The 12,572-nt window shown below is 66.4% G+C and carries 15 protein-coding genes and 1 tRNA gene; 5 read left to right on the forward strand and 11 right to left on the reverse strand.

The features are described 5' to 3' along the window. Positions 1-199: 199 nt before the first annotated feature. The 3 genes from BMX43_RS02095 to BMX43_RS02105 form a co-directional block, all read right to left on the reverse strand. Positions 200-784, reverse strand: coding sequence for a GNAT family N-acetyltransferase (locus BMX43_RS02095; protein ID WP_091296074.1), 585 nt, complete (start codon positions 782-784; stop codon positions 200-202). Next, complete coding sequence (locus BMX43_RS02100; RefSeq protein ID WP_091296077.1) at positions 781-1,179, reverse strand: ketosteroid isomerase-related protein; 399 nt, start codon at positions 1,177-1,179, stop codon at positions 781-783. Before BMX43_RS02100 ends, BMX43_RS02095 begins: the two co-directional genes overlap by 4 nt. A 91-nt stretch (positions 1,180-1,270) precedes the next feature. Then, the gene (locus tag BMX43_RS02105; protein ID WP_091296081.1) at positions 1,271-2,116 is read right to left on the reverse strand and encodes an SDR family oxidoreductase; all 846 of its coding nucleotides are present in this window, start codon (positions 2,114-2,116) and stop codon (positions 1,271-1,273) included. 91 nt (positions 2,117-2,207) lie between these two features. On the opposite strand from BMX43_RS02105, the gene BMX43_RS02110 reads away from it, so the two are divergent. After that, the gene (locus tag BMX43_RS02110) at positions 2,208-2,633 is read left to right on the forward strand and encodes a winged helix-turn-helix transcriptional regulator (protein ID WP_091296084.1); all 426 of its coding nucleotides are present in this window, start codon (positions 2,208-2,210) and stop codon (positions 2,631-2,633) included. Here BMX43_RS02110 and BMX43_RS02115 read toward each other — a convergent pair. From BMX43_RS02115 to BMX43_RS02145, 7 genes are all read right to left on the reverse strand, one after another. Continuing rightward, positions 2,612-3,109, reverse strand: coding sequence for an arsenate-mycothiol transferase ArsC (locus tag BMX43_RS02115; RefSeq protein ID WP_281243104.1), 498 nt, complete (start codon positions 3,107-3,109; stop codon positions 2,612-2,614). The genes BMX43_RS02110 and BMX43_RS02115 overlap by 22 nt on opposite strands. A 2-nt stretch (positions 3,110-3,111) precedes the next feature. Next, positions 3,112-3,591, reverse strand: a complete 480-nt coding sequence (locus BMX43_RS02120; RefSeq protein ID WP_425431766.1) for a UPF0262 family protein — start codon at positions 3,589-3,591, stop codon at positions 3,112-3,114. Further along, entirely contained in the window at positions 3,584-4,897 is a 1,314-nt protein-coding gene (hisD, locus tag BMX43_RS02125) for a histidinol dehydrogenase (RefSeq protein ID WP_091296092.1), read from the reverse strand. The genes BMX43_RS02120 and hisD overlap by 8 nt, the downstream gene beginning before the upstream one ends. A gap of 282 nt (positions 4,898-5,179) precedes the next feature. Further along, the gene (locus tag BMX43_RS02130; protein ID WP_091296095.1) at positions 5,180-5,656 is read right to left on the reverse strand and encodes a DUF2948 family protein; all 477 of its coding nucleotides are present in this window, start codon (positions 5,654-5,656) and stop codon (positions 5,180-5,182) included. Next, positions 5,649-6,563 (reverse strand): GIY-YIG nuclease family protein, encoded by a 915-nt coding sequence (locus BMX43_RS02135; protein WP_091296098.1) that lies wholly within the window; start codon positions 6,561-6,563, stop codon positions 5,649-5,651. The genes BMX43_RS02130 and BMX43_RS02135 overlap by 8 nt, the downstream gene beginning before the upstream one ends. Before the next feature lie 37 nt (positions 6,564-6,600). After that, positions 6,601-7,869, reverse strand: a complete 1,269-nt coding sequence (murA, locus tag BMX43_RS02140) for a UDP-N-acetylglucosamine 1-carboxyvinyltransferase (protein WP_091296101.1) — start codon at positions 7,867-7,869, stop codon at positions 6,601-6,603. Between the two features lie 9 nt (positions 7,870-7,878). Continuing rightward, a complete protein-coding gene (locus BMX43_RS02145; protein WP_091296103.1) occupies positions 7,879-8,076 on the reverse strand; it encodes a hypothetical protein in 198 nt (65 codons plus the stop codon). Between the two features lie 112 nt (positions 8,077-8,188). Here BMX43_RS02145 and BMX43_RS02150 point away from each other — a divergent pair. Next, a tRNA-Thr gene (locus BMX43_RS02150) sits at positions 8,189-8,263 on the forward strand. Positions 8,264-8,307: 44 nt separating this feature from the next. On the opposite strand, the gene BMX43_RS02155 is transcribed toward BMX43_RS02150, so the two are convergent. Beyond that, entirely contained in the window at positions 8,308-9,093 is a 786-nt protein-coding gene (locus BMX43_RS02155) for a hypothetical protein (RefSeq protein WP_139201510.1), read from the reverse strand. 188 nt (positions 9,094-9,281) lie between these two features. Between BMX43_RS02155 and BMX43_RS02160 the strand changes: the two genes are divergently transcribed. From BMX43_RS02160 to chrA, 3 genes are all read left to right on the forward strand, one after another. Further along, complete coding sequence (locus tag BMX43_RS02160) at positions 9,282-10,130, forward strand: hypothetical protein (protein ID WP_091296109.1); 849 nt, start codon at positions 9,282-9,284, stop codon at positions 10,128-10,130. 99 nt (positions 10,131-10,229) lie between these two features. Further along, entirely contained in the window at positions 10,230-11,135 is a 906-nt protein-coding gene (locus tag BMX43_RS19685; RefSeq protein WP_091296113.1) for an SGNH/GDSL hydrolase family protein, read from the forward strand. An 80-nt stretch (positions 11,136-11,215) separates the two neighbouring features. After that, positions 11,216-12,565 (forward strand): chromate efflux transporter, encoded by a 1,350-nt coding sequence (chrA, locus tag BMX43_RS02170; RefSeq protein ID WP_091296116.1) that lies wholly within the window; start codon positions 11,216-11,218, stop codon positions 12,563-12,565. Positions 12,566-12,572: the final 7 nt, after the last annotated feature.

The following is a 12,572-nucleotide window of genomic DNA, read 5'->3' on the forward strand; positions in this document are numbered from 1 at the left end:
TTGTGCGGGGTGGTGGGGCCGGGCGGCGCCCCCTCACCCTGCCCTCTCCCCCGCGGGGAGAGGGTGGCGTTGTGCGGGGTGGTGAGGGCGGGCGGCGCCCCCTCACGCTGCCTTCTCCCCCGCGGGGAGAGGGGGGCGTTGTGCGGGGGGGGGGTGGCTCCCTCTCCCCTTGGGGGAGAGGGTCGGGGTGAGGGGGAGATCAGAGCGCGCGCATCCAGAATTGCAGCGGTTTGCGGCTTTCGGCGCTGTCGCCGACATCGGTCCAGGAAAACTCGGCCAGCACGCCGGGCAGCGGGGCGTAGCCGCGTTTTGTCCAGAAGGCATCGTTGCTGCGGTAGCTGGCGGGGCGGGCCGGGTGGTCGGCGGGGCGCAGCACCGAACAGAAGGCGACATGGCTGCGGCCCAGCGCGCGGGCATGGGCCTCGCGCAGGTCGAAGAAGCGGTGGCCAAGGCCCCTGCCCCGGTATTCGGGCAGCAGCACGGATTCGGCGCAATAGAAGATCCGGTCGAGCGGCACGCCGCAGGGTTTCAGCGGCGCGGCGAAATCTTCGGCGTGATCCTCCATCGGGGTGCCGGTGGCGGCGCCGACCAGCCGGTCCCCGTCAAAGGCGCCGACGAGAATGGCGCCGGGGCTGTCGCGGTAGGTTTGCAGATAGTCCCGTTCGTATTCCAGCGTGCCGTCATAGAGATAGGGCCAATCGCGGAACACCGCGATGCGCAGCCGCGCCACATCATCGAGCGCGGCATCGAGTGCGGCCCCGGTGAGGGTGCGGGTCTCGATCATGCGGAAACCTGCGCAACCCAATCGTTGAGGTTGTAGAAGGTGGTGACGCGGGCGATCTTGCCGTCTTTCAGATCGAAGAACGCGCCGGCGGGCAGGATGTAGCGCTGGCCCTTCGCCTCGGGCAGGCCGGGGTCGGTTTGCAGATATTCGCCATGCACCACAAATTCGGCGGCGCCGCGTGTGGCGTCTTCGTTGACGAAGATCACCATGTCTTTCAGGGTTTCGCGGTAGCTGACGCCCATGTGCGAGCAGAATTCGGCGAATTTCTCTTTGCCGAAACGGATGGCGCCCTCGTTCACGCGGTGTTCGATGTCATCGGTCACGCAGGCCAGCATGGCGGCGGCGTCACCGGCGTTGAAGGCGGCGTAATAGGCTTCGATCGTGGCGCGGGTCATGGGCGGCTCCTGTCTCTTGCGATGCAGGTGTGCCATGGCGCGGGCGCGCCGCCAATGCCCATGCAGACAAATGGCGGCGCGTTTGCGACCCTTAGGCCAGGGCTGCGGCCATGGCGGCGGCAAGCGGCGTGGTGGGGCGACCGATCAGATGCGACAGCGTGCGGCTGTCATCGAACAGCGCACCGTCATTGGCGCGGGCATCGCTGTCGGCGAGGACGGCGGCGAAACCGGCGGGCAGGCCGAAGCCTTCCAGCGCCTTGGCATAATCGGCCTGCGGCAGCGCGACATAGCCCACCGTCTTGCCCGATTGCGCGGCCAGTTCGGCGGCAAATTCGGCCATGGTATAGGCGGTATCCCCGGCGAGTTCGTAGGTCTTGCCCGCGTGGCCCGGCTCGGCAGCCACCACGGCGATGGCTTCGGCGTAATCGGCGCGGCTGGCCGAGGCGACGCGGCCTGCGGGGTTGGCACCGATCACCGCGCCATGCTCGATGGCGGCAGCAAGTGCGCCGAGGTAATTCTCGGTATACCAGCCATTGCGCAGCAGGGTGAAAGCCACGCCCGAAGCGCGCAGTGCGGCTTCGGTGGCGACATGGTCGGCGGCCAGCAGCATGGGCGAGGCATCGCCCTTGAGCAGCGAGGTATAGACGATGCGCCCGACGCCTGCGGCTTTGGCGGCGGCGATGACATTGGCGTGCTGCGCGGCGCGATCGTTGAAATCGCTGGAAGAAATCAACACCAGCGTTTCGACGCCCGCCAGCGCCGGGGCGAGGGTTTCGGGTTTGGTGTAATCGAAGGCGCGGGCGGGCACGCCAAGATCGGTGGCGCGGGCGGGATCGCGGACCAGCGCGATCAGATCGGCCTGCGGGGCGCGGGCTTTCAGGGCGGCGATGGCAAGGCGGCCAAGCTGGCCTGTGGCGCCGGTGAGGGCAATGGTCATGGGTCTCTCCTGTTGTCCCGTGGTCTGGGGCAGAGATACGCCTTTACTTACGAAAGGGAAGTACATACATTTTTGTTAGTATTCGGCGGAGATGCAGATGGCCCCCCACGAAATTGCACAGATGACACAGGTGCCCGATGTGCTGGCGGCGCAATGCCCCTCGCGGCAGGTGTTGCAGCATATGACGAGCCGCTGGGGCACGCTGGTGCTGCTGGTGCTGGCGTCAGGGACGCATCGGTTCAGCGCGCTGCGGCGGCGGATCGGCGGGGTGAGCGAGCGGATGCTGGCGCAGACCTTGCAGGCGCTGGAGGGTGACGGGCTGGTGAAGCGGGTGGCGCATGACGTGGTGCCGCCGCATGTGGACTATAGCCTGACCCCGCTGGGGCAGGACGCGGCGGCGCGCGTGGCCGCGCTGACCGGCTGGATCGAGGCGGCACTGCCGCAGATCCTGGCGCATCGCGCGGGAGGAGATCAGGCCGCCGATCTGGACGCCGATCAGGCCTTGTCGGTGACGTGATCCGGGGCGGATTCGGGAGTGGATTCGGGGATGGGCGGGCCGAAGCGGGCAAGCAGCCGGTCGCGGATCTGATCGCGCGCCTGACGATAGGCGGCCAGTTTCGCATCGCGGGTTTCGCCGATCGCGGTGGGATCGAGGATCGGCCAGAATTCGACATCCAGATGATAGAAGCGCGTCAGGTCCAGCGCCTGTTTCTGGCTGGCGGGCGACAGCGCGATGATCAGATCATACTGGCTGAGGTCATCGCCCCATTCGGCCATTTCCTCGAACGAGCGGGACCGATGGCGGCTGAGTTCGATCCCCAGCTCGCGGCAGACGGCGACCGAGAAGCCATCCACCTCCATATCATTGCGCACGCCCGCCGATTGCACATAGGCGCGCTGGCCATAGAGCTTTTTCATCAGCGCTTCGGCCATGGGCGAGCGCACGGCGTTGTGGTCGCAGCAGAACAGCACAGAGGACGGAAAGCCGTTCAAGCTCAGCCCCAGTGCAGGACGCAGATCAGGGTGAACAAACGGCGTGCGGTATCCATATCCACGTCAGCCTTGCCTTCCAGCCGCTCCTGCAACACGCGGGCGCCTTCATTATGGATGCCCCGGCGCGCCATGTCGATTGCTTCGATCTGGCCGGGCGGCAGACGTTTGACCGCGTCGAAATAGCTTTCGCAGATCTGGAAGTAATCCTTCACCACCTGCCGGAACGGGCCAAGGGACAGATGGAACTCGCCCAGCTTGTCGCCGGTTTCCTGCGAGATGTCGAAGACCAGCCGCCCCTCGCGGATCGCCAGCGCCAGCCGGTAGGGGCCGGGCGGCACCGCGCGGCCTTCGCGGGCGGGCAGGCCAAAGCTGTTCTCCTCCAGCAGATCGAAGATCGCCACGCGGCGTTCCTGTTCGATCTGCGGAGTTGCCGCCTTGAGGCCGCTTTCGTCGATCTCGATATGGCAGATGCGGTTACTCAATTTGGCCTCCGTTGAGCCGGGCCAGACGCGCGCGAACCGAAAGTCCATGCGCCTCAAGGCTTTCCGAAATGGCGAGACGTTCGGCGGCCGGACCGATGGCCGCCATCGCCTCGGGCGTCATCTTGGCAAGCGTGGTGCGTTTGAGGAAGTCCAACACCGACAGACCCGAGGAAAAACGCGCCGAGCGTGCCGTGGGCAGCACATGATTCGGGCCGCCGACGTAATCGCCGATCGCCTCGGGCGTCCAGCCACCGAGGAAAATCGCCCCGGCATGGGTGATCTGTTCGGCCAGCGCCTCGGGGTCGGCGACGCAAAGCTCCAGATGTTCGGGTGCCACGCGGTTGGACAGGCGCGCGGCCTCGGCCAGATCGCGGGTCAGGATGACGGCGCCGAAATCGCGCCAGCTGGCCCCGGCGATGGCGCGGCGTTCCAGCGTCTTCAGCCGCTTTTCGACGGCGGCCACCACCGCATCGGCAAAGGCGGCATCGGGGGTGACGAGAATCGATTGCGCCGATTCGTCATGTTCGGCCTGGGACAGCAGGTCGAGCGCGATCCAGTCGGGGTCATTGTCGGCATCGGCGATGACGAGGATTTCCGAAGGGCCGGCGATCATGTCGATGCCGACCTTGCCGAAGACGCGGCGCTTGGCGGCGGCGACGAAAGCGTTGCCGGGGCCGGTGATCTTGTCCACCGGCGCGATGCTTTCGGTGCCATAGGCCAGCGCCGCAATCGCCTGCGCCCCGCCGATGCGATAGATCACATCCACCCCGGCGATCTGCGCCGCCAGCAGCACCAGCGGATTGACCACGCCGCCCGGCGTCGGGCAGGCGATGGCCAGACGCTCCACCCCCGCGACCTTGGCGGGAATGGCGTTCATCAGCACGGAAGACGGATAAGAGGCCAGCCCGCCCGGCACATAGAGCCCCGCCGCCGAAACCGGCGTCCAGCGCCAGCCGAGCGTGGCGCCCGAGGCATCCTGCCACAGCGCATTTTCGGGCAGTTGCCGTTCGTGATAGGCGCGGATGCGCGCGGCGGCCAGTTCCAGCGCGGCGCGATCTTCCGGCCCGACCTTGGCCACCTCGGCCGCGATTTCATCGGGCGAGAAGGCGAGGGTTTCGGGCGTCAGCGCCAGCCGGTCAAACCGCGCGGTCAGGTCAATCACCGCCGCATCGCCCCGCGCGCGCACATCGGCAATGATGGCGGCAACGGCGCTGTCCACATCGGGGCTGTCTTCCCGCTTCATGCCCAGAAGTGCAGTGAAGGCAGCCTCGAACCCGGCATCCGTGGTGGCAAGGAAATGGGGCATGGCGGCATCCTTTGGCAAAAGCTGTGCGGTTTCCTTAGCCTGCAAGCCCCGGCGTCTCAAGCGCGGCGAGGACAGAACCGGGGCTCTGCCCCGGACCCCGGGATATTTAAGAACAGAAAATGAAGGGGGCGGCGCTTTTCTTCATTTTCTGTTCTTAAATATCCTGGGGTGAATTGGCCGCAGGCCAAGAGGGGCAAAGCCCCTGCCCCGCCCAACGGCCCGGCGCTGCGCCCGCAGGGCGCGGCGCTGGGTGGCGGGAGGGTTTGGGGTCAGGGGCCGTGATCAGACGCCGTGTTCGGGGGCCTTGCCCGAGGGGGCGAGGTAGGGGCGGGTCACATCGCGCAGGGTGGCTTCCAGCGCTTCGACCTGCAGGGCGATGGCGCCGTCCCCGGCGAGGGTGAGGATCACCTCGCCGCTGCCCTCTGCGCCCGGCACGAACTGTACATCGAGCAGCGACAGGATGGTGTCGCGGTCGCTGCGGTCGATGCCCTGGCTGCGCACGGACAGCACGCCGCGCAGCAGCAGGATGGCGCGCACCCGTTCATAGCCGCGCCCGGCGCTGTCAGCCGCGGCACGGTCTTCCCAGCGGAAACGGTTGAGCAGCAGGGCGAATTCGTGGCGGTGGCGGTTCCAGCTCATTTCGGTGATCGGGAAGACTGCATCCTGCAGCAGGGCCGCGATGACCTTCAGATCCTCGGCATCCTCGGCCCCGAGATAGAGCGGCGCCTCGGTTCCGTCTTCGAATCGTGCGTCACTCATGGGGAGATGGCTCCTGTTCATTCAGCAACTGCGCTTCCCAATCCTTGTAGCTCTTTCCACTTGGGACATGGCGCCATTCTTTGGGGCCACTTGAAGATCGCCCCAGTACCACTGAAGAAGCCGCGCTTGCGCTGGGAAAGGCATAGTTCTTGGCAAAGATACAAAGGTCGCCCAGAGGTAAGAGGACACCTGATGCCCTGAGTTCGACATAGAGTTGGCGATAGGTGGCATAGTCGACACCCGCCCACTCTGCGCGGGCTGTTGAGCCAGCCTGCACGACAAATTCACCTTCCTGAAGCAAGGCGTGGGCAGAAAGGCCGACCCGTGGGGATACCAACTGGAACTGAACCGGGGCCGGGCCGGGACCAATGGCAACAGGTGCGTTGCCCAGATCGCGACGCGCGCGCTCGAGGAACATATCAACACGGATGGCTGGAAGGACAGTATTCAATGTGTCCAGAAAGGACTCCATATTTGCCCGCGCCGCCTCGGAAAGACTGCTGCGCGGCGGGGTGTTCGCATTTTCCAGTTCTGTGTTCGCCACTTCTCGCGCCCGTTCGACCAGCCGCGACTCAAGATATTTCACATGCGCCTTGTGCAGGTTATTGGCGGCGGAAGTGATGATCACGACACGTGTCCACCAATCCTTCTTCACGTCGTGCTGACGCAGGCGGCTGGCGACATCCTCGCTTTCGCCGATATAAGCGAAAGGGCCTCCGTCCTGCCTTTCACCCAGCAGAAGATAGACGCCTGTAAAAGACGCCTCTGCCCGCTTTAGGCCCTCTGCAATCTGCTGGCGCGGGATGCGCAAGACATGCCCCGTCCAGTTGAAAACCTCAGCCGTGAGCATTCCTTCGGGGTTGCCATCGACGAAAAACAGCTCCAGAGACCGCCCGCGCGTGTTCATATCTTGCCCCGCACGCTGGGAATGGCGCAATACTCCATCAGGCGCGGATCCGTTCGATCTTTGCCCCGCAGGCGCCGAGCTTGTCTTCGACATGTTCATAACCGCGGTCGAGGTGGTAGACCCGGCTGACCACGGTTTCGCCTTCGGCGGCAAGCGCTGCAAGGATCAGCGAGACCGAGGCGCGCAGGTCGGTGGCCATGACGGGGGCGCCTTTCAGGCGGTCCACGCCGGTGACGGTGGCATGGCCGCCATGCACCTCGATCCGGGCGCCCATGCGGATCAGTTCGGGCGCGTGCATGAAGCGGTTCTCGAAGATCTTTTCTTCCAGCACCGACGTGCCGTCAGCGGTGCAGAGCAGCGCCATCATCTGCGCCTGCAGGTCGGTCGGGAAGCCGGGGAACGGCTCGGTCGTGACATTCACCGCCTTCACCCGGCCATTCTTGCGCGCGACCTTCAGGCCGCGTTCGGTTTCGGTGACGGAAATCCCGGCCTCGTCCAGCTTTTCGGCGAAGGCGCCGACCAGATCGAGGCGACCGCCGAGGCATTCCACCTCGCCGCCGCAGATCGCCGGGGCGAGCATATAGGTGCCGAGTTCGATGCGGTCGGTGACCACCGGATGGGTGGCGCCGCCGAGGCGATCGACGCCCTGAATGGTGATGGTGGAGGTGCCCTCGCCTTCGATCTGCGCGCCCATGCGGCGCAGGCATTGCGCCAGATCAACGATTTCGGGTTCGCGCGCGGCGTTTTTCAGCACCGTGGTGCCTTTGGCCAGTGTGGCGGCCAGCAGGGCGTTTTCGGTGGCGCCGACCGAGACCAGCGGAAATTCGACCACTGCGCCTTTCAGCCGTCCGCCGGGGGCCTTGGCATGGACATAGCCGTCGCGCAGGTCCAGTTCGGCCCCCATCGCCTCCAGCGCCTTCAGGTGCAGGTCCACCGGGCGGGCGCCGATGGCGCAGCCGCCGGGCAGCGACACCACGGCATGACCGTCGCGCGCCAGCATCGGGCCAAGCACGAGGATCGAGGCGCGCATCTTGCGCACGATGTCATAATCGGCAGTGTGATTGTGGATCCGGTGGCTGGACATGGCCAGCACCTTGCCGCCTTGCAGATCGGCGATTTCGCAGCCGAGCGATTGCAGCAGTTGCGTCATGGTGCGGATATCGGACAGGCGCGGCGCGTTGGTCAGCGTCAGCGGTTCTTCCGTCAGCAATGTGGCGGGCATCAGCGTGAGGCAGGCGTTTTTCGCGCCCGCAATCGGAATCACCCCGTTCAGTTCACCGCCGCCCTTGACCAGAATCGAATCCATCTGCCCGCCTCACTTTTCGCTTTTATCGGTTTCATTGCCTGCTGCCCCTTCGGCGCGCGCCCTCGCCTGAGCCTTGCGCCGGGCCATATTGGCCTTCAGCGCGGCTTTCAGCCGGTCTTCGCGCGTATTCTCGCCGCCCGGCGCCTTGCGGGCGGGTTTCGGTCCGGGGCCAGCGGAACGGGAGGGGAGGTCGTCAGGATCGCTCATGGGGCTGTGTGTAACGCAGGTGCAAAAAAGGGTCCAGATTGCGCTTGCACAGGTCGGAGATTACGTCTAATCAGCCGCCACGCCCGGCAAGGATACGCCGAAGCGCCCCGGCGCTGCAGTAGCTCAGTGGTAGAGCACTCCCTTGGTAAGGGAGAGGTCGAGAGTTCAATCCTCTCTTGCAGCACCATTTTTCCCTTGGAAAATCAGATGGATCACCCGGCTGACTTGCGGTCATGTGCTGCGCGCGCCTGTGCGCAATGTGCCGGACAGGAACCAGATCGCCAAACCCGCGCTGTAGATCAGCACGGCGGTGTAGAGGGTGAGCGAGGTCAGGTGATCCGGGGGGACGCGGTCGAAGTGGTGCAGGAACGGCGGCAGCAGGATCAGGTCATAGGCCAGAAACCCTGACAGGGCGACGATGGCCGCCGCGCGCGATCCGCCAAGGCAGACCTGCGCATAGACCAGCGAGAGGCCCAGAAAGATCAGCCCGAACAGGGTGGAGGAGTGCGGCGACAGCGGCCAGGGGAACACGGTGGGCAGGCGCGCGACAAGGGCGGCGCCCGCCAAGGCCAGCGCAAGGGCGAAGACGCCGGTCGAGAGGCGCACCAGCGGTGACAGGGGGCGCGGGTCGGGATCGGGCGCGGCAAGGCGCAGCACCTGCACCAGCAGGGCGGCAGAGGCGATGGCAGTGCCTGCGGCAACCCCGGCATGCGGGGCATAGGCCCCCTGCCCTGCGAGGGTCAACCCGGCCAGATACAGGCCCGCGCTGCCATAGATCCCCACCAGCGCCACCAGCGACCCGGCGACGGCGCGCACCTGACCGGCGACCAGCCCGGACCACAGCGCCCCGGTGCCCAGCGCGCCACAGATCGCGCCGATGAAGGTGAAGGACAGCGGCGTGTCGGGCCAGGGCCAAAGCGCCGCAGCCCAGCCCTGCCGCCCGGCAAAGCCAAAGGCAAGTGCGGCATAGATCGCCCCTGCCGCGACGAGGATCAGGCGAATCGACCGAACGGACATTTCTGCCCCCCTTTCCGGGTACAGGATGCGCTGCGGCACGGCCTCCGGCAACAGATGCGGCGGCGAAATGGGCTACGACAGGCGCCGCACGAAACCCCGGTGCGCCGCTTCAACCTGCGGGCAGAGCCGCCTTGCAACACCCGCCCCCCGCCGCTACGGATGGGTTCAGTGATTGAGTGAAGGTTCTTATGCCCGCATTTGCCCCCCGACTGTCCGATCTTCCGGCCAATGCCGAGGTTTCGCTGAACCTTGTTCTGGAGACGGAGAATTATTTCCTCGAAGCGCATGTCTTCGATCAGGACAAGATCTTTGTCACCTTCGAGAATGCCAATCCGCGCGGGCCACGGCCCGAGAAATACCGCGCGGGCTGGGGCAGCGAGGCGCTGCGCAAGCGGCGCATTTCCACGCTGTGCGTGAAGCCCAAGATCCCCGACTGGTATCTGAAGCCCGATCTGGCAGAAGCCTTTGTCAGCCTGCGGCCCTGGCTTGCGGGGTTTACCCGGGTCATCGCCTATGGCGGCTCGATGGGCGGGTTTGGGGCGCTGACCTATGCCGATACGATGGGGGCGACAGATGTGGTTGCGATGAACCCGCAATCCACGATGAACCCGACGCTGGTGCCTTGGGAAACCCGGTTCAAGGCGGCGCCGCGTGGCGAATTTGTGGGCCGCTACGGCGATGCGAAGGGGAATTTTGTCAACACGCCGCGCGTGCTTATTCTGGTGGACCGATATTTCCCGGAGGATTGGGGGCATGTGTCCCGGTTGCATCCCGGATCGTACCGCGCCGTGAATGTGCCCTTCCTGCAGCACGGCCTGCCGACGGCGCTGGCGAAAATGGGCGTGCTGAGCTGGATGATCCAGAGCCTTGCCGATGACAGCTTTACCGAGGCGGAATTCTATCGCCGCATCCGCGCGCGGCGGCAATCGCGGCGCTATATCCGCACGATGCACACGCTGACCAGCGGCAATCCGCGCCGCAAGGCGATCGTGGCCAGAACGCTGGGCCCGGTTCGCCGGGATCTGGACGACGAGTGACGTTCGCGTGATCGGTTCCTTTTGCGATTCCGGTGCGGCGGGAAACGGGGAATGATCTGCGGCGGCGGCATGGGCCTGTTCTGACAAGGATATCACGGGATGCGATTGATTCATCGGATCGGCGGCGCGTTGGGTCAGATCGTGTTGCGGCTGGCTTGTGCTGTCATGCCCCTGCTGGGGGAAGCGGCAGTTGCCGCCCCGCTGGAGATTGCCGCCTGGGGCGACAGTCTGACCCGGGGCAAGGGGGTGACAGACGAATCGCAAAGCTATCCGGCGGTGGCCTGCCGGATGATCGGCGATTGTGTGGCCTTCAATCTGGGCTGGGGCGGGCAGGATTCGACCCAGATCGCGGCGCGTCAGGGCGGGGTGCCGCTGGTGATCCGCGTGGCGGGGGGAGAGATTCCGGCGCAGCCTGTGCCGGTGGCGGTGCTGGACCGTTCTGTCGATGTGCTCTGGATGGCCGGGCGCAGCCGGGGCAGCCTGGAGGGCAGTCTGGCCGGGGTGGCGGGGATTCTGGCCACCGATGCGGCCGGGCGGTGGAGCTTTACGCGTGCAGCCCCGGGTGCGGCTGTCACCGTACCGGACCCGGTGGTGTTCCTGCCTGCCGATGCCTTTGCGCGGCGCGAGGCGGAAACATGGATCTGGGCCGGGCGCAACAATATCCGCGATGCGGATCAGGTGATGGCCGATATTGCCGCGATGGTGGATGCGCTGGGGCATGACCGCTTTCTGGTGGGCGAGATCCTCCCCTCGGTCGAGGATCGGCCCGGGCAGGTGGCGGCGCGGCGCGCGGTCAACGCGCGGCTGGCGGCGATCTATGGGCCGCGCTTCGTGCCGCTGGTGGCGGCGTTGCAGCAGGCGGGCGATGGCAGCGCACAGGACGCGGCCGACATCGCGCGGGGGGATATTCCGTCCAGCCTGCGCTTCGATCATCTGCATCTGAATGCGGCGGGCTATGCGATTGTGGCGCAGCAATTCGTGGCGACGCTGGCTGCGCGGCGCTGAAAGCCGGGCGTTTGCGGCTTTCCTGTTATCCTGGCGTTCTGAACGGGCTATAGGATCAGCGGAACCACAGGGAGACGCCGATGCCTGACATGCCCTATCCGACCCTTGCCGAGGCGACCCGTGTCTGGGCGCGGATCGCGCTTTTGTCCTTTGGCGGGCCTGCCGGGCAGATTGCGGTGATGCACCGTATTCTGGTGGAGGAAAAGCGCTGGCTGGGCGACGGGCGGTTTCTGCACGCGCTGAATTTCTGCATGGTATTGCCGGGGCCGGAGGCGCAGCAACTGGCGACCTATATCGGCTGGCTGCTGCATGGCACGCGCGGCGGGGTGATTGCCGGGGTGTTGTTCATCCTGCCGGGCCTCTGCGCGATCATGGGGCTGAGCGTGCTTTATGCGCTGTATGGCGATCTGGGGCCGGTGGCGGGGCTGTTCTTCGGATTGAAGGCCGCCGTGCTGGCGATCGTGTTGCAGGCGGTGCTGCGGATCGGCAAGCGGGCGCTGCGCAGCGGGGTGATGCGGGGGCTGGCGGCGGCATCTTTCGTGGCGATCTTTTTCCTTGGGCTGCCCTTTCCGTTGATCGTGCTGGCCGCGGCGGCGCTGGGATGGCTGGGCGCGCGGGCGGGGTTTGCCGGGTTTGCGGCGGGCGGACATGGCGGCGGGGCGCGGGCGGTGGCCGATGCCGACACCTTGCTGGGGCAGGAAACGGCGCTGTTGCCGCTGGCAGCACGGCGCGGGGCGTTGTGGGCGGGGCTGGTGGCGCTGGCGCTGTGGCTTGTGCCGGTCGCGGCGGTGTTGCTGGCCGCGCCGGGCAGCGTGTTTGCCGATATCGCGCTGTTCTTTAGCCAGATGGCAGTGGTCACCTTTGGCGGCGCCTATGCGGTGCTGGCCTATGTGGCGCAAGAAGCGGTGGGCCATTACGGCTGGCTGCGCCCGGGCGAGATGCTGGACGGGCTGGGCATGGCGGAAACCACGCCGGGGCCGCTGATCATGGTGCTGCAATTCGTGGGGTTTCTGGGCGCCTACCGCGAGGCGGGCGGGCTGGGGGCCGGGGTGCTGGGCGGGTTGCTGACCACCTGGGTCACCTTCGCGCCGTGCTTTGCCTGGATCTTCCTCGGGGCGCCGCATATTGAGCGGCTGCGCCATGCCAAGGGCCTGTCTGCCGCGCTGGCGGCGGTGACGGCGGCGGTGGTGGGCGTGGTGCTGAATCTGGCGATCTGGTTCGCACTGCATGTGCTGTTCGCCGAGGTAACGCTGCGCCACTGGGGGCCGGTGCAGATGGAAGTGCCGGTCTGGGCCACGCTGAACCCGGCGGCGGCGGTGCTTTCGGCTTTGGCGCTGCTGGCGGTGTTCCGGTTGCGGCTGGGCATGGGCACCGTGCTGGCGGGCGCCGCTGCGGCAGGGCTGGCGCTGCATCTGGCGGGGCTGGCCTGAGCCACCC

Origin of the sequence: Gemmobacter aquatilis, assembly GCF_900110025.1 — a bacterium.
In the GTDB taxonomy this organism is placed as follows: domain Bacteria; phylum Pseudomonadota; class Alphaproteobacteria; order Rhodobacterales; family Rhodobacteraceae; genus Gemmobacter; species Gemmobacter aquatilis.